The sequence below is a fragment of the Maribacter dokdonensis DSW-8 genome, assembly GCF_001447995.1.
In the GTDB taxonomy this organism is placed as follows: Bacteria; Bacteroidota; Bacteroidia; order Flavobacteriales; family Flavobacteriaceae; genus Maribacter; species Maribacter dokdonensis.
In genome coordinates, this window is sequence record NZ_LDPE01000003.1 from 107,451 (window position 1) to 129,680 (window position 22,230).

Below are 22,230 nucleotides of genomic sequence, written 5' to 3' on the forward strand. Positions count from 1 at the left end.
GAATGTTATTTATCCTATTTTTGTTTTTTAATTATTAGGGAACAAACAAATATAAAAATAGTTTTATATAAACCGTTAAAATTTGTAAAAGCTTAGCATTTTAGATGAATTCCAAAGAAACAAGAACTCAATTTCTGAATTTTTTCAAAGGTAAAGAACACAAAATAGTGCCTTCTGCACCTATGGTCATAAAAGATGACCCAACCCTGCTTTTTACAAATGCGGGCATGAACCAGTTCAAAGAATATTTTTTAGGTATTAGTCAGCCTAAGAGCTCAAGAGTGGTAGATACTCAAAAATGTTTGCGTGTAAGTGGTAAACATAATGATTTGGAGGAAGTAGGTAAAGATACCTATCACCATACCATGTTCGAGATGTTGGGCAACTGGAGCTTTGGCGATTATTTTAAAGAAGAGGCTATTGCCTGGGCATGGGAATTGTTGACCGAAGTATTTAAAATAGATAAGGATAGTTTGTACGTATCAGTTTTTGAAGGTAGTGAAGATGCCGATCAATTGGATATGGATAAAGAGGCGTTTGAGCTATGGAAGAAAATTGTTCCACAGGATAGAATTATCATGGGGAACAAGAAAGATAATTTTTGGGAAATGGGCGACCAAGGACCGTGTGGACCATGTTCCGAGATTCACGTGGATATTCGCTCAAAAGAAGAAAAGGCAAAAGTATCTGGTGCAAGTTTGGTAAATAAAGACCATCCGCAGGTAGTGGAAATTTGGAACCTGGTATTTATGCAATACAACCGCAAAGCAGATGGTTCGTTAGAGAGTTTGCCGGCTAAGCACGTAGATACGGGAATGGGGTTTGAACGTCTTTGTATGGTTTTACAAGGAGTACAATCTAACTATGATACAGATATATTTACGCCGTTAATTCGAGAAATAGAAACCATAACAAATTCCGATTATGGTAAAAATGAAGAAATTGATATAGCTATTCGTGTTATCAGTGATCACATTCGCGCGGTGGCATTTTCTATTGCAGACGGTCAGTTGCCAAGTAATACAGGTGCCGGTTATGTGATAAGAAGAATATTAAGAAGAGCGGTACGCTACGGATTCACCTTTTTAAATACCAAAGAACCTTTTATGTTCCGTTTGGTAAATGTTTTAACGGATTCTTTGGGTGCAGCTTACCCGGAATTGAAAGAACAAAAACAACTGATCGAAAATGTGATCAAGGAAGAAGAATACTCTTTCTTGAAAACCTTAGATCAGGGCTTGTTGCTTTTAGATACTATCATAAAGAATACAAAAGGAAAGGTCGTAGATGGCGGAAAAGCTTTTGAGCTATATGATACTTTCGGGTTTCCAATAGATTTAACTGCATTGATTCTTAGTGAAAAAGGATATGAGTTAGATGAGGCTGGCTTTAATGAGGCAATGCAGAAGCAGAAGAATAGGTCAAAATCCGCATCGTCCGTATCTAAAGAAGATTGGGAAGTTTTACAAGAGGATAATGAGCAAGAGTTTGTTGGTTATGATATGCTTGATGTTGAGGTAAAGATTACCAAATACAGAAAAATAACGTCCAAAAAAGAAGGTACACAATATCAACTGGTATTTAATCTAACCCCTTTTTATGCCGAAGGGGGTGGTCAAGTTGGTGATAAAGGGTATTTAGAAGATGCACATGGCGATGTCATTTATATTACCGATACTAAGAAAGAGAATAACGAGATCATTCATTTTGCCAAGAACCTACCAAAGGATTTAAATGAAAGTTTTAAAGCGGTCGTGGATAAAAAGCAACGCAACAGAACTGAAGCTAACCATACGGCAACGCACTTGTTGCATCAGGCATTAAGAGAAGTTTTGGGTAAGCACGTAGAGCAAAAAGGGTCTTCGGTACATTCAAAATATTTACGATTCGATTTTTCTCATTTTTCTAAAATGACACCAGAAGAATTGCAGGAGGTTGAGAATTTTGTGAATGCTCGTATAGATGGACAATTACAGCTTCAGGAAGAAAGAAACGTACCAATGAAAACTGCGCTAGCAGAGGGCGCTATGGCGTTATTTGGTGAAAAATATGGAGATGCGGTAAGAACCATTCGTTTTGGTCAGTCCATAGAATTATGTGGAGGAACACATGTAAAGAATACGGGAGATATCTGGCAATTTAAAATAAAGTCAGAGGGCGCCGTTGCAGCAGGTATTAGAAGAATAGAAGCAATTACCGGTGATGCCGTTAAAGATCTTCATACTGATAATGACAAATTGCTATCAGAAATAAAACATGTTCTAGGCAATAGCCAAGATCCGTTAAAGTCGGTTTCAAGTCTTCAGGAAGAGAATAGTAGCCTTAAAAAACAAGTAGCTGAATTACTTAAGGATAAGACAAAAAACCTAAAAGGTGATTTACTTTCAGAACTTAAGGAAATCAACGGAGTGCAGTTTCTAGCTAAAAAAGTAGATTTAGATGCAGCTGGTATTAAAGACCTTAGTTTTGAAATGGGCGGCAATAAGGATAATTTGTTTTTACTGTTCGGAACAGAGCAAAATGGTAAAGCTTTATTGTCCTGTTATATATCTAAAGAACTGGTTGCCTCCAAAGGATTAAATGCCGGGACAATTGTTCGCGAGCTTGGTAAGTATATTCAAGGTGGTGGTGGTGGTCAACCTTTCTTTGCCACTGCAGGCGGTAAAAACCCTGGTGGTATTGAAGAGGCTTTGGTAAAGGCAGAAGATTATTTGAAGTAGTTGTGCATTGTTTAAGAAATTCGTAAAACGATAAGGAATCAAAAAATGAATCTCTTAACTGAAATACCGTTATCTAAAGCTAATAATCCTATTGACTACTCTAGTCAGTTATTATTGTTGGGCTCTTGTTTTTCTGAAAACATTGGGGCTAAGCTATCGTATTACAAATTTCAAGGAATACAGAATCCGTTTGGGATATTGTTTCATCCTTTGGCAATTGAAAGGATAATTGAAAAGTCGGTAAATCAAGAATTCTTTACTGAAGAAGATGTGTTTAACGAGAATGAACAATGGCATAGTTTTGATGCGCATTCTAGCTTAAGTAATCCGTCCAAAGCACAAATTATTGAAGATTTAAATAATGCAATAAGTAGAACTTCAACGCAAGTAAATACAGCTAGTCATATCATTATCACTTTAGGTACCGCTTGGGTGTACCGCAAGACTTCTAGCAATAAAGTAGTGGCAAATTGCCATAAAGTACAGCAGTCTAATTTTACTAAAGAGCTGTTAAGCGTTGAAGAGGTGGTTAAGAGTTTAAATCGAGTTATCACATTTGTGCAATCTGTAAATCCTACAGTACAATTTATATTTACGGTATCACCTGTTAGGCACTTAAAGGACGGATTCCTGGAGAATCAAAGAAGTAAAGCGCATCTCATTGCCGCCATTCATCAGGTTTTGAATGAGGATAGGGTATCTTATTTTCCTAGTTATGAATTAATGATGGATGAGTTACGTGATTATCGTTTTTACGCCAAAGATATGATTCACCCCAATGAGGTGGCGATAGAGTATATCTGGGAGAAGTTTAGATTAGTTTGGATTAAAGATAGTATGGACGATCACATGAAAAAAGTTGATGAAATACAACGTGGATTACAACATCGACCTTTTAATCCGGATAGTGAAGCACATCAAAAATTTTTAACATCGTTACGTAGAAAGATTACGTATATACAGAAAGAGTATCCCTTTATGGATTTTCAAATTTCAAAGTCATGAAAAAATTTATTGCAGGCGTTCTAATTACTTTAGCAATTGTATTGGTGGTTCGTTCCTGCAATGATGGTAAGGAAGATAAATCTATTCTTAAAGAAAACTCCATGCTCATCCAACAAGAAATTACCAACGTTTCTAAGTTGGTGGTGGCTGAAGGGCATTTTGCGGAAGTGTACAACTATAAAGATTCAAAAGAACTTTTTGGTCCGTTATTGAGGGCGGAAAAAAAGGCATTGGTTGTGGTAAATGCAGATGTAACCGTGGCTTATGATTTAAGTAAGATTGAATTTGAAGTTGATGAAACCACAAAAACAGTTAAGATCAATAGTATTCCAAATGCAGAGGTTAAGTTAAATCCTGATTTTGAATACTACGATGTTACCGCAGATTATTTGAACCAGTTTGATGCTACCGATTATAATAAAATAAAGAAAACGGTAAATGCATCATTAATGAAAAAAGTGCAAGCTTCTTCATTATTGGGCAATGCGGAGAATAGACTAATTAGTGAGCTGCAGAAATTTTATATTCTTACCAATTCTATGGGTTGGCAATTAACCTACCAAGAACAGACCATAGAATCCTTAGAGGCACTACAAGAAATTAAGCCAGGGATTTTGCCGTAGCTAATGCTAATCCGTCATCAATTAATTGCCCTAGTTTGGGTTGGTCAAGTTTAATATTTTCAAGGTGTCGCTCTATATTTTTTGCTAATTTGTCATCATTACTTTTTATGGCCAATTCATAAATTTCCACGGGCAATAACCAATCTGTTGGGTATTTTTCCTGTATTTCCTTAAAAATTTTTGTTCTGGAAACAATAGTGTTTTTTCCCTCTCTAAAATCCCTGATTGTCTTATAATAAGATTCTAGTTCATTTAAACCTTCTTGATCTTTGTTAACACTACTAGGGCTTAGAGAATGGTCTAAAAGGTCAAAACTATGCAAATCTGCGGGACCATGGTAGGCAGAAACTATGTCTTCACCAATTGCCATATTGTACAGTTCATCGCTAGATTCAAAAAGGGTTGTTCCATTATGGGTTACCTTACAATTTTCAAAAGTAATTAAGATAATTCTACCTTGAAGATTACGTGTGCCGGTAACTATTTTACCGGTAACATTGATTCCGCCAATAAAATCTAACGAAACAATTTCACCTTCATAAATCTTATATGCTTTAAGGTCGCGCGGACTCATGTCTTCAATAGGGATATTAATACCCTTAAGCCTTCCGATAGGAGAGCCAAAACCAGTTTCATGCTGATTGATATCTTGCCCTACCAACTCTTTTTCTCGGTATGCTAAAGCAGATTTGCCCTTGGTTTGAAAGTATATAGGTTTGCCTTCATGAGAAATCAATGATTCAAAATTACCGGATACTTGTAATCCAGTACTTAGTTCAATTGTCCCTAGTTCTTTTGAGTCTATAAGTTTCTGTAAACCTGAAAGTCCACCCTTTCGTAAAGCCATTGTATTTGCAAAGTCTTCAAGAACCTGACTCAAAAAAGCAAAATCTGGAGTAACAAAAAGTTGTGGTTGAGGTTTGGTGATATCAAAAGAGGTTCTTGCCGCTTCAATGGAATAAGGCAGTTTTTTTACATTATCTGTCATGCACCACTGGCTTTCACCAATAGAGGATAAAAGTCCCGCTCCGTAAATCTTAGGGTCTTCTAAGGTTCCTATGAGTCCGTATTCCACGGTCCACCAATGCAAGTTTCTAATAAGCGCCATTTCGCTGGGTTCACCCATATTGTCCTGAAGAAATTCAATATGCTTTTCAGACTTTTGAATTTCTTCTATTGGTGTGCCTTTAGCTTCTTTGATAATGGATAAATGGCGTACAGCTTCGTATAGTTCAAAATCTTTAGCACTAGATATGGCCTTACAACCAATTTCCCCAAATCGCCTTAAATATGCAGCATATTCAGGGTTGGCAATAATAGGCGCATGGCCCGCTCCTTCATGAATGATATCTGGGGCAGGGGTATAGGCAATATTTTCTAATTGTCGAATATCAGAAGCTATAACTAGAACATTGTAGGCTTGGAACTCCATAAAAGCGGCTGGTGGAATAAAGCCATCTACAGCAACGGCGGCCCAGCCTAAATCTTTTAAAATACGGTTCATGCCATACATATTTGGGATGTTGTCTATGGAGATGCCTGTTTTACGTAAGCCTTCCGTATATGATTTATGGGCAACTTGGCTAAGGTAATCTACATTTTTGCGCATCACATATCTCCAAACAGCTTGGTTTATAGGGGTGTAATCCTCATAGTTTTGAGGTTTAATGTATTGCCTTAAATGTGATGGAAGTTTATCCAAAATAGGATTGCTTTCATATGTAGAAGAAAATTCACCCATAATTATACTTTTGAAGCCTATATTATTTCTATTAAATATAGGATTATAGGACTAATTAAATGTTAAATTTAATTTAATTAGGAAATAAGACTTTATATTGATGATATAAAAGTAATTATTACTTTATAGGGTTCGCGAGGGACCATTAATCAGGAAAATATTTTGATGGAAAAATTAGATTTTATAGATAGGGAGATATTAAAGATTTTGCAGAAAGATGCAAAAATTGGTGCCAAGGCAATTGCAGAGCAACTTGGAATGACAAAAACACCAGTATATGAACGTATTAAACGTCTTGAGCATGATGGGTTTATAAAGAACTATGTAGCTATTTTGGATAAGGACAAAATTGAGAATAGTATAACGGTTTTTAGCTTTGTTTCTTTAGAGGCTCAAAAAGGCGCAATGATGGATGATTTTTTTGAGCAGGTAAAAAAGTATCCTGAAGTGGTAGAATGCTTTGTAGTGGGTGGCGAGTTTGATTTTCTCCTTAAAGTTGTAGTAGCCAACCTTGATGCCTATTATAATTTCGCAAAATTTAAGATAGCTTCTTTACCAAGTATTGGTGGTGTTAAGAGCGCTTTTGTTTTAAATGAGGTAAAGAACGATACGCATTTTCCATTATTGTAAATAAAAAAGGCTTGCAGATGATTTCATCTGCAAGCCTTTTTTATAATATGTGTTTATTATTTCATTGCAACCGCATTAGGTGGGTATTGCTCTAGAATTTGAGATACAAATTCTCTAATTCGTTCTTCTTTTTTGGCAATATTCTTGGTGTTGGATAGTGTTCCCACACCTTTACCTTGCCATACCAGTTCGTTTGTATTGTTATCTATTAGGTCAATATAAAGAGAACCCTGTGTGCTGGCACTTACGCTAGTGCCGCCCCAGCCAAAACCAGGTCCCCAAGCCCATGGGTTGTAACCCCATCCCCAGGCACCGCCCCAACCGTAGTTGTTATTATAAACATCAACGCGTTCTTGCTCTTTGGTAAAAATACTGACCAATAGATCTGGCTTTTCAGATTTTACGAAACCTCTAGAGCTCATTTCGGTTTCAATAGCGCGTAGAATTCGTTTTTTGTCCAAGTCGGATATTTGTGCTTTGTCTATTCCTGTTTTATAAAATGCATATGTTTTATAACCATTAAAATCAGCTTTCTGGTCATAATCTGAAAGTACGCTTACAGATGAACAGGAAGTAATAAAAACTAAAAGAAGCAGCGGTAAGCCAAGTAGTTTGATGTTTTTCATAACGTTATATATTTTAAGTACTTAATTTTCTCTAATTGAAATAATCACAAATATCATGCCGAGCTATGTTAAAACTTATTGGGTATTTGTTTTTGGATCATAACCATAAGGACAATGTCTACAACCGCTTTCACAACAATAGCCTCGCTTAAGATGATATTGTTTGGTAAAGACCCTATAACCGTTCTCAGACCAGTAAAAATCTCCCTCCTCGATCGGAATTATTTTCTTCATCGTAAAACATACTATTTAGGAATATAAAGTTACTTCTTTATGTTGATAACCTTGTCGTGTAATCTGTTCAAGTTATATACATAAGTACTTTAGCCCTATTTTAACCATTAATCGGTTTTGTTGGCAATAAAAACCGGTAATTTTTAGTTGAACTATTTTTGGCTTTATCTTTGTAATAGTATTACCAAAGTAATTCTATGATTCTGGTATTTAGACATTTCTTCTATAAAAATTATGTGGGTCTTTCACTTTGGCCTTTCATATTTCTAAAAAATGGAAGTTTAAAAAATGATGATGTACTTATAAATCACGAGAAAATTCATTTGCGTCAGCAGCAAGAATTATTGATCCTGCCTTTTTATATTCTTTACCTTACAGAGTGGGCAATTCGTGCCGTTTGTTATTTGGATACCTATAAAGCTTATCAAAATCTTAGCTTTGAGAGAGAAGCTTACATGCATGAAAATGATATGGATTATTTGTCCAATCGCAAAACCTTTAGCTTTATTAAATATCTTTGGCGTTAAAAATCGCCCTTCTTGCATAGCATCAATCAACTTGTTGAACTTCCCTTATTCGCTGAAAAGAATGTTACAGTAGTACTAAAGCGCGAAGATCTACTACATCCGTTTATATCTGGTAATAAATTTAGAAAGCTAAAGTATAATATGTTGGCTGCCCAAGCGGAAGGTAAGAACACGTTATTGACTTTTGGCGGGGCATTTTCCAATCATATTGCAGCAACAGCTTACGCCGCAAGAGAAAAGGGATTTAATGCTATTGGAATCATTCGTGGCCAAGAGCTGGAACATACTTGGCGGCATAATGCAACTTTACATAAAGCCCATGAAGATGGCATGCAATTCAAATTTATCAGTAGAGAAGAATATAGGCAAAAGGAAGATATAAAGTTTATTGACCTATTAAGAAGGGAGTTTGGGGATTTTTATCTTGTGCCGGAAGGAGGTACGAATAGTTTGGCGATACAAGGGTGTGAAGAAATTTTAACCAAAGAAGATGAACTATTCAATTGTGTTTGTACTAGTGTAGGTACCGGTGGTACTGTGTCTGGGTTGATCAATGCTTCTTTTGCTAAGCAGCAAATCATTGGTTTTTCAGCATTAAAAGGAGCTTTTTTGAAGTCTGAAGTAGAGAAGTTGGTACAGAAAGATAATTGGCAAATAAATAATGATTTTCATTTTGGCGGCTATGCTAAAATAACGGAAGAATTGGTAAGGTTCATCAATGAGTTTAAAGCAAAAACGCAAATTTCTTTAGATCCCGTTTATACCGGAAAAATGATGTTTGGGTTGTGTCAAATGATCCAGCATGATACTTTTGTGCCAGGATCAAAAATTTTGGCAATTCATACTGGTGGTCTGCAAGGTATTACTGGTATGAATAGTATACTGAAAAAGAAAAATTTACCTTTGTTGCATATATGAAAAAGATAATTTTATTGATTTTGTTGATGGGCGTGGCGCTTACTTCATGTAAATCGAAAAAAAGATATTCGGATCAATTACGAACCAAGAATGTTCAAAATGAGCGAAGAAACTCTAAAGCGGATAGTCCTAATAAAGGGGAAAAGGCAGATTTGCCTGCTGAGCCTTCAAAATTTATTAGGTTTAAAATAGACTCACCAACCGAATACATAGAAACTTTTGCTGAAACTGCCCAATTAGAAATGATGGGGTATGGTATACCGGCAAGTATTACTTTGGCGCAGGGATTATTGGAGAGCGGTAATGGTAAAGGAGAATTGGCTATGAAAACCAACAATCATTTTGGTATTAAATGCCACAAAGGGTGGGAAGGTGATTACGATTTTCATGATGACGATGAAAAAGGGGAATGTTTTAGAAAATACAATCATCCTATGTATTCCTTTAGAGACCATAGTATATTTTTAACAACGAGGTCCAGGTATGCGTTCTTGTTCAATTTGAGACATACAGACTATAAAGGTTGGGCAAGGGGTTTGCGTAAAGCTGGTTATGCCACAGATCCAAAGTATCCGCAGAAATTAATTTATTTAATAGAGAAGTATGATCTGCATAAGTATGACAAGCAAATAAAAAAGGCTGGCTATACTGATAATACGGTGGTAGTTACTGGTGCGGACAATATTCATACGGTACAAAAAGGAGATACCCTGTACTCCTTGTCCAAAAAATATTATTTAAGTGTAGATGAGTTAATGCAGTTGAATAATCTGCGTAGCTCTGATCTGTCAATTGGACAGCCGCTTAAAGTCAAAAAGTAGTAAAAAATCAATAGAGCATATGATTTATCAAAGAAGTAGTGCCTTGTTTGCAGAGGCAAAGAAATATATACCAGGTGGCGTAAATTCACCGGTACGCGCATTTAAAGCAGTTGGTGGTGATCCAATATTCGTAAAAAAAGCGAAAGGAGCTTATTTGTATGATGAAGATGGTAATAAGCTAATTGATTTTATAGCATCATGGGGTCCTTTAATATTGGGTCATGCCCATGAGCCGGTAATCAATGCAGTGGTTGAAAAGGCTAAGAACGGAACTTCGTTTGGTATGCCAACGGAAATTGAGACAGAGCTGGCGAAATTGGCTATATCAATGGTGCCCAATATGGATAAGATCAGGTTTGTCAATAGTGGAACCGAAGCCTGTATGAGTGCTGTGCGTTTGGCAAGAGGCTTTACCGGTAGAGAAAAGATAATAAAATTTGCCGGATGTTACCACGGACATTCAGATTCGTTTTTGATTCAAGCGGGTAGTGGCGCGGTTACCTTTGGTAGTCCCAATAGTCCGGGTGTAACACAGGGTACGGCAAAGGATACGTTGTTGGCGGTTTATAATGATTTGAGCAGTGTAAAGGAGTTGGTAAAAGCCAATAAAGGAGAACTGGCAGCAATTATTATAGAGCCTATAGCAGGTAATATGGGGTGCATAATACCTACGGATGAATTTATTCAAGGACTTCGTGAAATCTGTACTCAAGAAGGAATTTTATTGATTTTTGATGAAGTTATGACAGGCTTTCGTCTAGCGAAAGGTGGGGCTCAAGAAGTACTTGGTATAAAAGCGGATATAGTCACTTACGGAAAAGTAATCGGTGGTGGATTACCTGTAGGAGCCTTTGCTGCAAGAACGGAGATAATGGATTATCTGGCTCCTGACGGACCCGTTTATCAAGCTGGTACTTTAAGTGGTAATCCTCTTGCCATGAGTGCCGGATTGGCAATGTTGACAGAATTGAACAATAATCCTGGGGTATTTAAAAGTCTTGCCGATAAAACCGAATACCTACATAAGGGCATTGCAGAGGTATTGAAAGAAAAGAATGTTGACCATCAAATTAACCGATATGGTAGTATGATTTCCGTTCATTTTACCAATGAGCCAGTAGTAGACTTTTCTTCATCTGCCAAGGGCAATAATGAAACGTTTAAAAAGTATTTTCACGGTATGTTGAATAAGGGTATTTACTTGCCCCCAAGTGCTTTTGAAAGCTATTTTTTAAATGATGCTTTAAGTTACGAAGATTTAGATGCAACTATCAATGCGTTAAAAGAAATAGAATTATAAGTAGAACAATTATATTGTAAATTGGTAATTAAAGAAAGCCCTGTTTTCAGGGCTTTCTTTATTATTTGAAATTATACTGAATACCCAGCTGAACGGCGTTAGAGAAAAACCGGTCAATAGTAAAATAGGAGTAATTTAAATGTACGGTTGTAAAATTCTTGATTCTGTAAGATAGTTTACCTTCATAACGCTGAAAACTATCTTCTTCCTGCTCGGCAAAAAGTGAAAAGTCGCTTTGCCAATTAAAATCTGAATCTTCGTTACCAATGGTGAATTGTAATCCTCCACCCGCATAAAGTCTATCTTCGGTAAGCCAGTAAGGAAAACCGTCTCTTCTCTCTTCAGAGCCAACGCCATAGGCACCTTCTATTAATGGACCAAATTTAAATTTGTCCAAATTCAGCAAATTATATTCTACTCTGGTGCCACCAATAGCGTAGTATTGACTATCAGTGTAGTAATCTGCTTTTACATAAAATTGGTGATCTAGGTTAGATGAGTATTCAAACTGCTGTGCTGCTTTTACCTGAATATCATAAATGTTTAATTCGTAACCCGGTCCTGTAGTAACGGGGTGTACTTTTAAAGCTAATGAAGATGTACTATTGTCACCTATAAAATCTATACCGGTATTAAAATGAAAGAATACCTTATTAAAATTATCTAATTCTACTTTGGCGCCAACGGAAAAAGGTTTTTTCTCATTGGACTCTGTTTTATATTGATAGGCAACACCGAGTAAATCTCTATCAATATCATTAGGTACTATAGTGTCCTTAAGAACTGAATATGTGGTACCTTGAACAATTGAGAATTTATGAAAGTCGAGTTTTGTATTATAAAAACCAAAATGGAAGGCATTGTTGAACAAGGTTGGGTTAAATTCATCTGCAATAGCAGATGAGGTAAGTCCTATGGAGTGCCCTTTCTTTTTTCTAGCTTCAATTTCAGATTTTTTTACAATAGCGTCATCCATTAAAACTTTGTACTTGCTTACATATAAAGATTGCTTTTCGTTAGTTTCAGATTTTACCTCATTGTTGAATGCAATTTTAAAATCGGGGTCAATTTTGTTCTGTGGTATGCTCAAGGCTATTTTACCTGCACCATCTACATCACCCTTTAGTAATAATAATTTCACCATGTGGTTCATGGTATTATAATCTCTAGGATTCTTTTCTATATGTTTGGCATATACTTGTTTTAAATACCGGCCATTGGCGTATTCAAGATTCCAATCTAAAATATGTTTAATAGAAATGGTATTGGTACACGTGCTCCAATCTAAAGCTTTCTGGTAATGTGAGTATTGCGCAAATAAAAGAGCAATGTTCTTTGATAGTCTAATTAAATCGGGTCTGCAGGGCTCTATTTCTTGGGCTTCCTCTAAGGCTTTGTCCGGATCATTGACCAGCAGATATCTTAGATAGTACTCAAAGTCTGTAAATTTCTTACTTGCAATGGTCTTTGTTTTTTCTTTCCATTCCTTAACCACTTCTGGAGAAATATTTCCACATTTTTGCCAAAGTTCTGCCTTGTCAAAATTAAGTTTTTCGGCATATGCTTCACTAATTGAAGTGGCCAGATCTTTATTGGATATGCTACAAGGTGCTATCTCATCTAGTTTCTGTAGCAAATCATCTTTATTGGATTTTACCAAAAAATCATAGTATGTATGTTGGTTCTCATCAGTTGGTTCTAAAGAATATAGAACGCTAAGTACTTGTTCTATAATTTCGGTATTATCTTCGGTATTGAAATTTTGATAATATTCTTTAAGAAGGGCGGGGTCATTTTGTCCCCATTCCATCTGCCTCTCTATCCACATTTTTTTAATGGTAGGTGTTGGGTAATTACTGACAATACTAATGTCCCTAGAAAAATCTGCATAAGAACTTGATGGGTTTTTTTGGTATAGTTGGTCTAATTGTGACCAAAGCTCTTCGGTTTTGCCTTGAGCCTCCATACCTTCTGCATAAGTAACTATTTCTTGGCTGTTTATGAATTTATTATTGTCAAATAGTTTTTCCATTAAGTTTGTTGCCTCTTTGGTTTTTTCTTCAACCACCAATCTGTTGATTTTTTTCTTTAAAGGCACCATAGTCTGCTTACTCCGGTTATAAGCTTTATAATCGTTATTTGTATTGGTGATTAAAGTTGAGGTTGTACCAATTAATGTTCTAATTTCTGGTCGTATATCTGGTACACTTAAATTTGGGGACTTTGTTTTAATGCTATATAGAAAACCATTTAAAAATGGGGTTGCGCTAAATTCTGTCTGGTCAAAGAATAATTTTTCATGTACTTTGACATTGTTATGTTCGCTAACGTACATTAACCAATAAGAGTCTTTATTGGCATCTGAGTTTAAGGAACTAGATACTTCATACTGACCTTCATAACTTAAATGGCGAATACTTTGATAGCGCCAATCCATAACTGCCTCTGTAGATTTTTTAGCGGTTAAGAATTGCATTTGGGGGTGTCTATTCTTGTAGTCTGCAATATGATTTTTAAGTGAATTGATTGCATTGTCGGCATTTCCCATGTCAATGGCATCTTCAGTACTTAAGGCGTGAGACCAAATTCCTGTATATAGATAGGTAGACTCTATAGCCCATAATTCTTTATCTGAAATGGTATAACCACTACTTAAACGTGGATAATCAAAAAATCTATTGTTCAATGGGTCTGGGTCAAACTCCCTGTTACCACCTTTATACAAATCTCCTAAGAAAGAGGTATGAACAAAGTTTAAACTAGGAAAACCTTTTTTTAATGATATTAGTCCTAAACTATCGATTTTATTATTTGGTGCCACATATGATGTGGGTAAGGACTTGGATATATTTTCTTCCCATTTTTTCTCAGACGCCTTTATATTTTCAAGAATTAGATCAGTGTCTTGCCATAATTCTTTAGACAATGAAAGATCGTTATAACCACGAAAACCTAATTCGTGACCACGGTTGGTAAACTCGTTGGTAATCCATTTATTGGTGCCATCTTCATTTTTTCCATCTAATAGCCCAGTTTGGTCCCAACTTTTAAAGTTAGCCTCACCGGTGTTCTTGTCATCGGTATTAAAAGTTACATATGCAGAGAATTTTATATCTTCTTCTTGAGAAAACTTTTTCATTTTAGGCCACCAATCTTTTTTTAAGAACTCAGATTTTCCCTCTCCATTTTTTAAGGTTATAGCTTTACCATTTTTGTCATAAACAGCCGATGGAAAATCATCAAGAAAAAGCGTTCCAATATTTGCAATTGGGTAGGGTATGCCCTCAAGTCCAAGCAAACTGGCTGAAAATAACAATCCCCTCATTTCTTTTTTAAGTACTTGAGATGAATTGTACAGGATGACCTTACCATTGCCAATTTGATTTTCAACTAAAACAGGGTAATTATTATCATTATATGCAGATACCAGTACATTAACGTTACTGGAGAAATTGGAAGTATTGAAACCTAAATGGGTTGTTTCATTATCAAAGCCACGACCTTGCATACCTGGAAACAAAGGTTTGTTAAAGAACAGGCCCGAAGCTACTTTGTTCGTAGACCAATCAGCCCCAGGGGTCATGCCGAAAAAATAAGACATACGTTCATCTTTTGCTGCTTTGGTAATCAATAAGGTTCCACCTTTAGAAACGAACTTTAAGAGACTGTCAATGGCAACGGTACTTAAACCTGCAGTTTCATGAACGGTAACGACCCTTGTGGTTGGAGCAATATTCAACTTTTCGTTAAATTGATTTACCCATAACGTTTTGTGTGCAATTTTAGAATAGTCAAAAGCCTTGGCCAAGTTTTCAGTTTCTAAAATAGCGCTGTAATTTGTTGGCTCTATTAAAAACTGAACCAAAGGCTCCTCTGTACTTTTTTCCGGAACATTAAATTTGTTATTAGACTTGTAAAGTTCTTGTTGGCAACTGGTTAAAAGAGTAAAGGCTATAAGTAGAGATAAATAACCTATTTTTTTTGCTATCATGGTTTGGTGTCTTAAAATCTAAATTGAGACGCATGTTGCTGTCTTCAATTTGAAGATTCTAAGTACAAACATAAAGATGTTAGCTAAAAATTTATTGGTCAAATATGCAATTTCATCCATGAATGTATGGTTTAAGGGTTTAGCCTTGGTTTATAAGGTGTTTTGGAAAGTTTGAGATATCGCTTAAATGCAAAAAAGACCTGCCGAAAGCAAGTCTTTTTTTTGGGTTTGTATAAGCATCTATTGTCTGGCAGAGCGTTTTCCTTTTCTACCTTCATTGTTTTTACTTCGCATTTTTCGTCTATGGTCCATTTTTTCCCATTTTTCATATTGCTCGTCATCAAGTATAGATTTCATTTGCTCTTTTCTGGCAATCTGATGGTCTAAGCGCTCATTTTGCATAGCGTATTTTTCTTCTGCGGTCAATACCTTTTTACCTTCCTCTTTTTGGGCTTTTCTCTCTTCCATTTTTGTTTTTCGAGCAGTGGCATCTTCCGTAAGTATTGCTTTGATTTTTCCTTGTTGAGATTCATTAAGATCTAAGGCCAAAGTCATTTTTTTGGTCTGAATAGTTGCTACTTGTTCAGGAGTCAAATCTTTCATGTCACCTCTTTTACCTTTTCTTTGGTGATCTTGTGCCGTTGCAGTTATGCCTGCCATAATCAATATGGCCATTACTAATTTTTTCATGTTTATTTTTTTATGTATTTGTTACTTTGACATGAAATTTTCAATTAGGTTTAAGTGTAATTTAATTTTTAATAGTTTTTTAACGGAAAAAGATAAATTATGATAATTAAAAAGCGCGGCTTTTGGGCCGCGCTTTTAAGTAGGTATGTTCTTTGAATTTTTTAATTGGTCTGTGTTCGTCCTTCCATCGTTTTGTATGGATTAATAACGATGTCAGCCTCTTGTTCGTAGGTGTTTGTCACAATATCTTCTTTAACGGTATCATTTGTGTTCTGGTGATAAACAACAGAAGCACAGATAAAACAAGCTAGGTAGATAAGACTTTTTACTTTATTGGTCATGATTTGGGGGTTTAAATTCTTTACTAATCTAAAAAAGATAAACGCATGAAAAAGCCCATTGTTGTGTAACGGGCTTTTTTTGATGTCTAGAATATTTAAAATGTGGTTAACACATTTCATTCATCGATGATATTGGTTTTTCATCGATAACGTTGAAATCTTGACCACAATTACATGCAATTATTTAGGGTCTAAAATATCGTTAATACGCTCAGAAACATCGTCGTAATGATATTTTGTCATCAAGTCAGAGGTTCTGTTACGTGCGTTTCTAATATCGCGCTTCAAAATATTCAATTCGGCTCTCGCAATGGTTCGAATATCAGATTGACTGGTGTTGACAACTGTTGATTTTCTGTAGCCACCAAAATCCGAAGCCTTGGCTTGATTTTCTGCAGTCAACAAATATGCTAAACGGTCAATATGGGCTTTTTGTAGGTTCCTTCTATAGGTATCAACCGTTTTGCCACTCCTTGTTTCAGACCATATACCTTTTCTTAATTCGCTCATCATTTGGGCAAGGGAATAAGCTTCGGACTTATCCATTGTTTCATTTTCTATCAACCTTGCCATTTTGCCTAAGCTTAATACATTATTTAATGTACGTACTTGCATAGCCCGCATTTGTTCTAAAAAGCCAGAGTACTCTGTACGCTCCAAAATATCTTGGTCTAGCATCCACATTGGGGTATTAAATAACTGTTCTTGAAGAAAAGCCATGGCTCTTTGCTGGCGTTCTTTAGGTACGGCGGTATAAACGGCGCCATCTTGGTCATAGGTTTTGTGGTGCTCATATACGCCCCCAATATTATTGGAAACATGGCCCATATATCTATTGAACTGAGCGAATACTTGCCCATAAAGTTTATCAAGGTCTTCATAGTTCTTACCATCTTCTGCGGTCCACTCTATGAGTTTGGGAACAATTCTTTTTAAATTGGCAATACCGTATTCACTAGCTTTCATAGCATCATCTCCCAAATCTTCGGTCTGTGAACTTGGGTCAACTATATCACCTACTTGTTGGTGACCAAAACGGTAAAGAGGGTCACCTGCATGTTTTAAGATCCATTGGTCCAAAATAGCTTTCTCTTCTTCTGCGGTAGTGTTTAAAATTGGTTTGTATCCCCATTGAATGGCATATTTATCATATACCCCTATATCTGGCATTAAGGCAACACCTTCATCGCCAGGTTGCGCAATGTAGTTAAAACGGGCATAATCCATTATTGATGGTGCCGTACCATATTTTTTTGTAAACGTTTTAGAACGAAGGGAGTCTACAGGGTATGCAACACTACTGCCCATATTATGTGGAAGCCCAAGCGTGTGGCCAACTTCATGTGATGATACAAATCTAATTAAGCGACCCATGACTTCATCATCAAAAGATACACCTCTGGCAGCAGGATTGATAGCTGCTGTTTGTACAAAGTACCAGTTTCTCAACAAGGTCATTACATTATGGTACCAATTAATATCAGATTCTAATATTTCACCACTGCGGGGATCGCTAACATGCGGACCATTGGCATTTGGTATAGGTGATGCTAAATAACGAACCACTGAATAACGCACATCTTCAGGAGACCATTCTGGATCTTCCTCAACTGTAGGTGGTTCTTTTGCAATTATGGCGTTCTTAAAACCTGCAGCTTCAAAAGCGGTTTGCCAATCTTCAATACCTTGCTTAATAAAAGGTACCCATTTTCTAGGTGTAGCCCTATCTACATAGTATACAATTTGCTTTTTTGGTTCAACTAGTTCGCCATTTTTGAATTTCTCTATATCCTCATCTTTAACCTCTAAGCGCCATCTATCTAAAAACTTGATCGTTTTGCTCTCTTGAGCGTCTAGACCATAATCTACTTGGCCACGTGCAAACCAACCTACACGCTCATCAAAATATCTGCGTTTCATAGGTTCTTCAGGAAGTAGTACCATAGAGTTATTGATTTCCACAGAAATTGAACCTAAGGTAGAATTACTTGGAGGGTTGCTCGCCAAATACGTTTTCACATGGCGTACTTCAACATTTAATGGGTAACTCTTAATAGATTCTATATACCCTCTGCCTTCATCTAAACGAGATACTTTATATCTTTTGCGATACCTATCTGGCATACCAAAAGCTTTGGTGTCCTTCGTGAAAATATCGTTTACTTCGATTACGGTTGTAGGGCTGAGCGAGTCTTTCTGAATAGCTTTAATATCGAAAGAGAATAAAACCGGTTCAAAGTTTGAATTTACAACGGCTTCATGTACCGGTAAAGAATCTGCGGCAACAACATCATGGGATACTACACGAAGTAATACTTTTTTATCTTTCTTTTCCCAGCGAAGTACTTGGGTGTTTATTTTTCCACCACCAAAACCAATGCCCGATGCAGTTTTGGAAATACGACTTACCATCAGCATTTCTTTATTGAATAGGGAATCTGGAATTTCAAAATAGTGATTTTCATCTACTATGTGGGTAGTAAATAGACCTGAATCACTTTTGGCATCTTTTGTTATAACCTTGTTATAAGGTTGAATTTTATCTTTAGAAGGCTTGTTAGCTTCTTGTTCAGTGTTTTTCTTTTTCTTTTTAAAAATTTGGGCGTCAGCATTCTGGTAGCCAAAAACACACAGTAATAGTAATAATTTTACAAGTAATTTTCTTTTCATTTGTGAGTTAGTTAGGTAATCTTCCAAAGATTGAAATAATATCTGTAACAAATAGTTAATAATTTCTTAAGCCTATTTGTAACAATCATGATCAATAGGCGTCTTTTAAATAGGAATAAACATTTTTTCATTCTGAATTAGTCGATTATAAAGCCTTTGTAATATGCAAGGGCTTTATTTTTATAATAAATTCTTATTAAAATAAAAGAGGTAGAAAAAATTGAAATAAGAGGATCAGTAAGAGAACCGCTATAAGATTAAGAATTATCCCCGCGCGTGCCATTTCATGTACCTTAATATACCCGCTAGCGAAAACTATGGCATTTGGTGGCGTGGCCATAGGTAGCATGAAAGCACAGCTACTTGCAATAGTGATGGGAATAAGTAGATAGGTTATGGGCAGACCCAGCCCTATGGCTATTCCCGCAACAACAGGAGCTAATACTGCAACAAGAGCAACATTGCTCATTAATTCTGTCATAAATAGCATTAGAACGATCAATAAAGAAGCCGTAAGCAATATACTTAGGTTACTTTCTGCAATAACTTGGGCAACCAAATCTACAATACCCGAAACGGACATGCCATTTGCCAGTGATAGGCCACCGCCAAATAGAATTAAAATTCCCCAAGCCAGTTTTTGGGTGTCTTTCCATTCTAAAATAAAATCTCCTTTTTTTAGATTATACGGCAGTGTAAATAACGCTATAGCGGCAAAAATACTTATAAGGGTATCCGATAGACCTAAATTGGGGAAAATGGAATTGATCAATGTTCTGAACACCCACAGAAATATTGTGACTCCAAAAATGGATAAGACCATTTTTTCCTTCCCGGAAGTAGGACCTAATTTATCCAGTTCCTCATGAATAATGGTTTTTGAAGCTTTAAATTTTAAACCCCGAGTGGGGAAAAAGACTTTTACGAGAACAAAATAACAAATGGAAATCATGATAAGGGAAAAGGGTAGCCCTATCATCATCCATTTTAAAAATGATATTTCTATTTGGTATTGGTTTTCAAGTAAACCTATTAAGACAGAATTTGGAGGGGTACCAATAACCGTTGCAATACCTCCCCCATTCGCAGAAAAGGCAATGCCAAGCATTACACTTAAGGCAAAATTGCGATCTCTTGTAGTGAATCCGTCTTCATCTTCGATCAATAGATTGATGACCGACATGGCGATCGGTAACATAACTACGGTACTTGCAGTATTGCTGATCCACATGCTCAGTACGGCAGTAGCGATCATAAAACCTAATACCACCTTATTGGCAGAGGTACCGGTAAGTTTAATGATAGTGAGTGCTATTCTTTTATGCAGATTTACCTTCTCTAACGCCAGTGCCATTACAAAGCCGCCAAAGAATAAAAAAACTATGGGGCTACCGTAGTTTGCTCCAACTTCGCCAACTGGCATAATTTTTAAAATTGGAAAGAGCAATAGGGGCAATAGAGCGGTTACGGAAATAGAAACCGCTTCTGTTACCCACCATATAACCATCCATAGTGCAACGGCAATGACGGCGTCCGCACTATCTGAAATCAATACACTTGGTGAAAAAATGATTATAAAAAATAGTATAGGACCTGTAAACAGACCTATTTTACTGCTTAAGTTCATGCTGGTTGGTTTTGCCAGCTTCTAAACTACTATTTTTTATTTTTACGGTAAATGGCTATTTTAATATTTCAACAAAAAGAACATCGTCTTCCTTATAGATTTTTGCCAGTTGCTGTTTTGTAATCCCTTTAATGCCTTTGTCCCATGCTTTGTTGCTTAGATCTGCTTTGTTTTTAAGCGCGTCTAATTGCATTTTCTTTTCTGATTTAAGGATATCAAAAATAACCTTTTCATTATCGGATAATTGAAGAGGTTTCTTTTCTGGTCTCATTTGCGGGAAGAACAATACTTCTTGTATAGATGCATTGTTGGTCATCAACATTACCAAACGATCTATACCTATACCAATACCAGAAGTAGGTGGCATACCGTATTCCAATGCCCTAAGGAAATCTTGGTCAATGAACATAGCTTCGTCATCACCTTTTTCGGACAACTTCAGTTGATCTTCAAAACGCTCTCTTTGGTCAATTGGGTCATTAAGCTCAGAATAAGCATTTGCCAACTCTTTACCATTTACCATAAGCTCAAAACGTTCTGTTAAAGCAGGGTTGTCTCTATGCTCTTTGGTCAACGGGCTCATTTCCTTTGGGTAATCTGTAATAAATGTTGGTTGCACGTAATGGTGCTCACATTTTTCACCAAAAATCTCATCGATCAGTTTGCCCACACCCATAGTTTCGTCGACCTCTAGACCTAATTTTTTAGCCGTTTCGCGTAGTTCTTCTTCTGGCATACCGGCAACATCAATACCTGTGTGTATTTTTATAGCCTCTAAAATAGGTACTCTTGCGTACGGAGCTTTGAATTCAATTTCGTGTTTGCCTACGGTTACCTTAGTAGTCCCATTGGCATCCATCGCAATTTTCTCCAATAATTTTTCAGTGGTATCCATCATCCAATTGTAGTCTTTGTAGGCTACATACAGTTCCATTACCGTAAATTCCGGATTATGGGTACGATCCATACCTTCGTTTCTAAAATCCTTTGAGAATTCATAAACACCATCGAACCCACCAACGATCAATCTCTTTAGGTAAAGTTCATTGGCAATACGTAAATACAAAGGAATGTTCAGCGCATTATGGTGCGTTAAGAAAGGGCGTGCCGTAGCACCACCTGGTATTGGTTGCAAAATTGGTGTTTCAACCTCTAAATAACCTTTGTCGTTATAGAACTCACGAATACTATTGGTGATCTTGGTTCTTTTAATGAATGTTTCTTTGACCTTTGGGTTCACCACCAAATCTACATAACGTTGACGGTAGCGTAATTCTGGGTCATTGAACTCATCATAGACCTTGCCTTCTGCATCTTTTTTTGGTAATGGTAAAGGTCTAAGCGATTTGCTCAACATGGTAAATTTCTTGACCATAATGGTTTTTTCGCCTACTTGGGTAGTAAATAGGTCACCCTCAATACCGATAATATCACCAATATCCAATAATTTTTTATAGACATCATTGTATAAAGACTTATCATCACCTGTACAGATTTCATCTCTATTGAAATAAACTTGAATACGACCGGAACTATCTTGTAGCTCGGCAAAAGAAGCTTTACCTTGAATTCTACGAGACATGAGTCTACCGGCAACAATTACCTGTTTACCTTCCTCATAATTAGATTTAATGCTTGCCGATGTAGCATTTACAGGGTATAAAGCAGCTGGATAAGGATTGATACCCAATGCTCTTAGTTTTTCCAATTTTTCTCTTCTGATAAGCTCTTGCTCCGATAATTGCATGCCGTCGTTTATTTAGCTG

17 protein-coding genes are annotated in these 22,230 nt (G+C 36.4%); 8 read left to right on the forward strand and 9 right to left on the reverse strand.

The annotated features are described in order from the left end of the window. Positions 1-104 precede the first annotated feature (104 nt). The 3 genes from alaS to I600_RS14215 are packed head-to-tail and all read left to right on the forward strand — an operon-like array spanning position 105 to position 4,348. Entirely contained in the window at positions 105-2,720 is a 2,616-nt protein-coding gene (gene alaS, locus I600_RS14205; protein WP_058105225.1) for an alanine--tRNA ligase, read from the forward strand. A 45-nt stretch (positions 2,721-2,765) separates the two neighbouring features. After that, positions 2,766-3,725 carry a GSCFA domain-containing protein gene (locus tag I600_RS14210; protein ID WP_058105226.1) on the forward strand — a complete coding sequence of 320 codons (960 nt, stop codon included), beginning with the start codon at positions 2,766-2,768 and terminating at the stop codon, positions 3,723-3,725. Then, the gene (locus I600_RS14215) at positions 3,722-4,348 is read left to right on the forward strand and encodes a DUF4230 domain-containing protein (RefSeq protein WP_058105227.1); all 627 of its coding nucleotides are present in this window, start codon (positions 3,722-3,724) and stop codon (positions 4,346-4,348) included. Before I600_RS14210 ends, I600_RS14215 begins: the two co-directional genes overlap by 4 nt. On the opposite strand, the gene I600_RS14220 is transcribed toward I600_RS14215, so the two are convergent. Beyond that, positions 4,326-6,089 (reverse strand): aromatic amino acid hydroxylase, encoded by a 1,764-nt coding sequence (locus I600_RS14220; RefSeq protein WP_058105228.1) that lies wholly within the window; start codon positions 6,087-6,089, stop codon positions 4,326-4,328. The two genes, I600_RS14215 and I600_RS14220, sit on opposite strands and share 23 nt — an antisense overlap. 165 nt (positions 6,090-6,254) lie before the next feature. On the opposite strand from I600_RS14220, the gene I600_RS14225 reads away from it, so the two are divergent. Then, positions 6,255-6,719, forward strand: coding sequence for an Lrp/AsnC family transcriptional regulator (locus I600_RS14225; protein WP_058105356.1), 465 nt, complete (start codon positions 6,255-6,257; stop codon positions 6,717-6,719). Between the two features lie 56 nt (positions 6,720-6,775). Here I600_RS14225 and I600_RS14230 read toward each other — a convergent pair whose 3' ends face one another. Both I600_RS14230 and I600_RS19335 read right to left on the reverse strand, forming a co-directional pair. Beyond that, the gene (locus I600_RS14230; RefSeq protein WP_058105229.1) at positions 6,776-7,345 is read right to left on the reverse strand and encodes a DUF4136 domain-containing protein; all 570 of its coding nucleotides are present in this window, start codon (positions 7,343-7,345) and stop codon (positions 6,776-6,778) included. A gap of 75 nt (positions 7,346-7,420) precedes the next feature. Then, positions 7,421-7,579, reverse strand: a complete 159-nt coding sequence (locus I600_RS19335; RefSeq protein WP_167342570.1) for a DUF5522 domain-containing protein — start codon at positions 7,577-7,579, stop codon at positions 7,421-7,423. A gap of 197 nt (positions 7,580-7,776) precedes the next feature. Between I600_RS19335 and I600_RS14235 the strand changes: the two genes are divergently transcribed. The 4 genes from I600_RS14235 to hemL are packed head-to-tail and all read left to right on the forward strand — an operon-like array spanning position 7,777 to position 11,145. After that, complete coding sequence (locus I600_RS14235) at positions 7,777-8,106, forward strand: hypothetical protein (protein WP_058105230.1); 330 nt, start codon at positions 7,777-7,779, stop codon at positions 8,104-8,106. A gap of 12 nt (positions 8,107-8,118) precedes the next feature. Next, entirely contained in the window at positions 8,119-9,024 is a 906-nt protein-coding gene (locus I600_RS14240) for a 1-aminocyclopropane-1-carboxylate deaminase/D-cysteine desulfhydrase (protein ID WP_058105231.1), read from the forward strand. Continuing rightward, the gene (locus I600_RS14245; RefSeq protein ID WP_058105232.1) at positions 9,021-9,845 is read left to right on the forward strand and encodes a glucosaminidase domain-containing protein; all 825 of its coding nucleotides are present in this window, start codon (positions 9,021-9,023) and stop codon (positions 9,843-9,845) included. Before I600_RS14240 ends, I600_RS14245 begins: the two co-directional genes overlap by 4 nt. Before the next feature lie 19 nt (positions 9,846-9,864). After that, entirely contained in the window at positions 9,865-11,145 is a 1,281-nt protein-coding gene (hemL, locus tag I600_RS14250; protein WP_058105233.1) for a glutamate-1-semialdehyde 2,1-aminomutase, read from the forward strand. Between the two features lie 61 nt (positions 11,146-11,206). Here the strand turns inward: hemL and I600_RS14255 are convergent, their stop codons facing one another. From I600_RS14255 to lysS, 6 genes are all read right to left on the reverse strand, one after another. Next, positions 11,207-15,136, reverse strand: a complete 3,930-nt coding sequence (locus I600_RS14255; RefSeq protein ID WP_058105234.1) for a DUF2194 domain-containing protein — start codon at positions 15,134-15,136, stop codon at positions 11,207-11,209. A 240-nt stretch (positions 15,137-15,376) separates the two neighbouring features. After that, on the reverse strand, positions 15,377-15,826 hold the full coding sequence (locus I600_RS14260; RefSeq protein ID WP_058105235.1) for a lysozyme family protein: 450 nt from the start codon (positions 15,824-15,826) through the stop codon (positions 15,377-15,379). A 161-nt stretch (positions 15,827-15,987) separates the two neighbouring features. Beyond that, complete coding sequence (locus I600_RS19235; protein WP_139254354.1) at positions 15,988-16,167, reverse strand: hypothetical protein; 180 nt, start codon at positions 16,165-16,167, stop codon at positions 15,988-15,990. 180 nt (positions 16,168-16,347) lie between these two features. Further along, complete coding sequence (locus I600_RS14270; RefSeq protein WP_058105237.1) at positions 16,348-18,837, reverse strand: zinc-dependent metalloprotease; 2,490 nt, start codon at positions 18,835-18,837, stop codon at positions 16,348-16,350. 196 nt (positions 18,838-19,033) lie between these two features. Continuing rightward, entirely contained in the window at positions 19,034-20,464 is a 1,431-nt protein-coding gene (locus tag I600_RS14275) for an SLC13 family permease (protein WP_058105238.1), read from the reverse strand. Between the two features lie 55 nt (positions 20,465-20,519). Continuing rightward, a complete protein-coding gene (gene lysS, locus I600_RS14280) occupies positions 20,520-22,211 on the reverse strand; it encodes a lysine--tRNA ligase (protein WP_058105239.1) in 1,692 nt (563 codons plus the stop codon). Positions 22,212-22,230: the final 19 nt, after the last annotated feature.

Excerpts from the sequence above, each read along its gene's own strand:
- alaS (WP_058105225.1), top strand. The coding sequence starts at position 105 with ATGAATTCCAAAGAAACAAGAACTCAATTTCTGAATTTTTTCAAAGGT.
- I600_RS14210 (WP_058105226.1), top strand. The coding sequence starts at position 2,766 with ATGAATCTCTTAACTGAAATACCGTTATCTAAAGCTAATAATCCTATT.
- I600_RS14215 (WP_058105227.1), top strand. The coding sequence starts at position 3,722 with ATGAAAAAATTTATTGCAGGCGTTCTAATTACTTTAGCAATTGTATTG.
- I600_RS14220 (WP_058105228.1), bottom strand. The coding sequence starts at position 6,089 with ATGGGTGAATTTTCTTCTACATATGAAAGCAATCCTATTTTGGATAAA.
- I600_RS14225 (WP_058105356.1), top strand. The coding sequence starts at position 6,255 with ATGGAAAAATTAGATTTTATAGATAGGGAGATATTAAAGATTTTGCAG.
- I600_RS14230 (WP_058105229.1), bottom strand. The coding sequence starts at position 7,345 with ATGAAAAACATCAAACTACTTGGCTTACCGCTGCTTCTTTTAGTTTTT.
- I600_RS19335 (WP_167342570.1), bottom strand. The coding sequence starts at position 7,579 with ATGAAGAAAATAATTCCGATCGAGGAGGGAGATTTTTACTGGTCTGAG.
- I600_RS14235 (WP_058105230.1), top strand. The coding sequence starts at position 7,777 with ATGATTCTGGTATTTAGACATTTCTTCTATAAAAATTATGTGGGTCTT.
- I600_RS14245 (WP_058105232.1), top strand. The coding sequence starts at position 9,021 with ATGAAAAAGATAATTTTATTGATTTTGTTGATGGGCGTGGCGCTTACT.
- hemL (WP_058105233.1), top strand. The coding sequence starts at position 9,865 with ATGATTTATCAAAGAAGTAGTGCCTTGTTTGCAGAGGCAAAGAAATAT.
- I600_RS14255 (WP_058105234.1), bottom strand. The coding sequence starts at position 15,136 with ATGATAGCAAAAAAAATAGGTTATTTATCTCTACTTATAGCCTTTACT.
- I600_RS14260 (WP_058105235.1), bottom strand. The coding sequence starts at position 15,826 with ATGAAAAAATTAGTAATGGCCATATTGATTATGGCAGGCATAACTGCA.
- I600_RS19235 (WP_139254354.1), bottom strand. The coding sequence starts at position 16,167 with ATGACCAATAAAGTAAAAAGTCTTATCTACCTAGCTTGTTTTATCTGT.
- I600_RS14270 (WP_058105237.1), bottom strand. The coding sequence starts at position 18,837 with ATGAAAAGAAAATTACTTGTAAAATTATTACTATTACTGTGTGTTTTT.
- I600_RS14275 (WP_058105238.1), bottom strand. The coding sequence starts at position 20,464 with ATGAACTTAAGCAGTAAAATAGGTCTGTTTACAGGTCCTATACTATTT.
- lysS (WP_058105239.1), bottom strand. The coding sequence starts at position 22,211 with ATGCAATTATCGGAGCAAGAGCTTATCAGAAGAGAAAAATTGGAAAAA.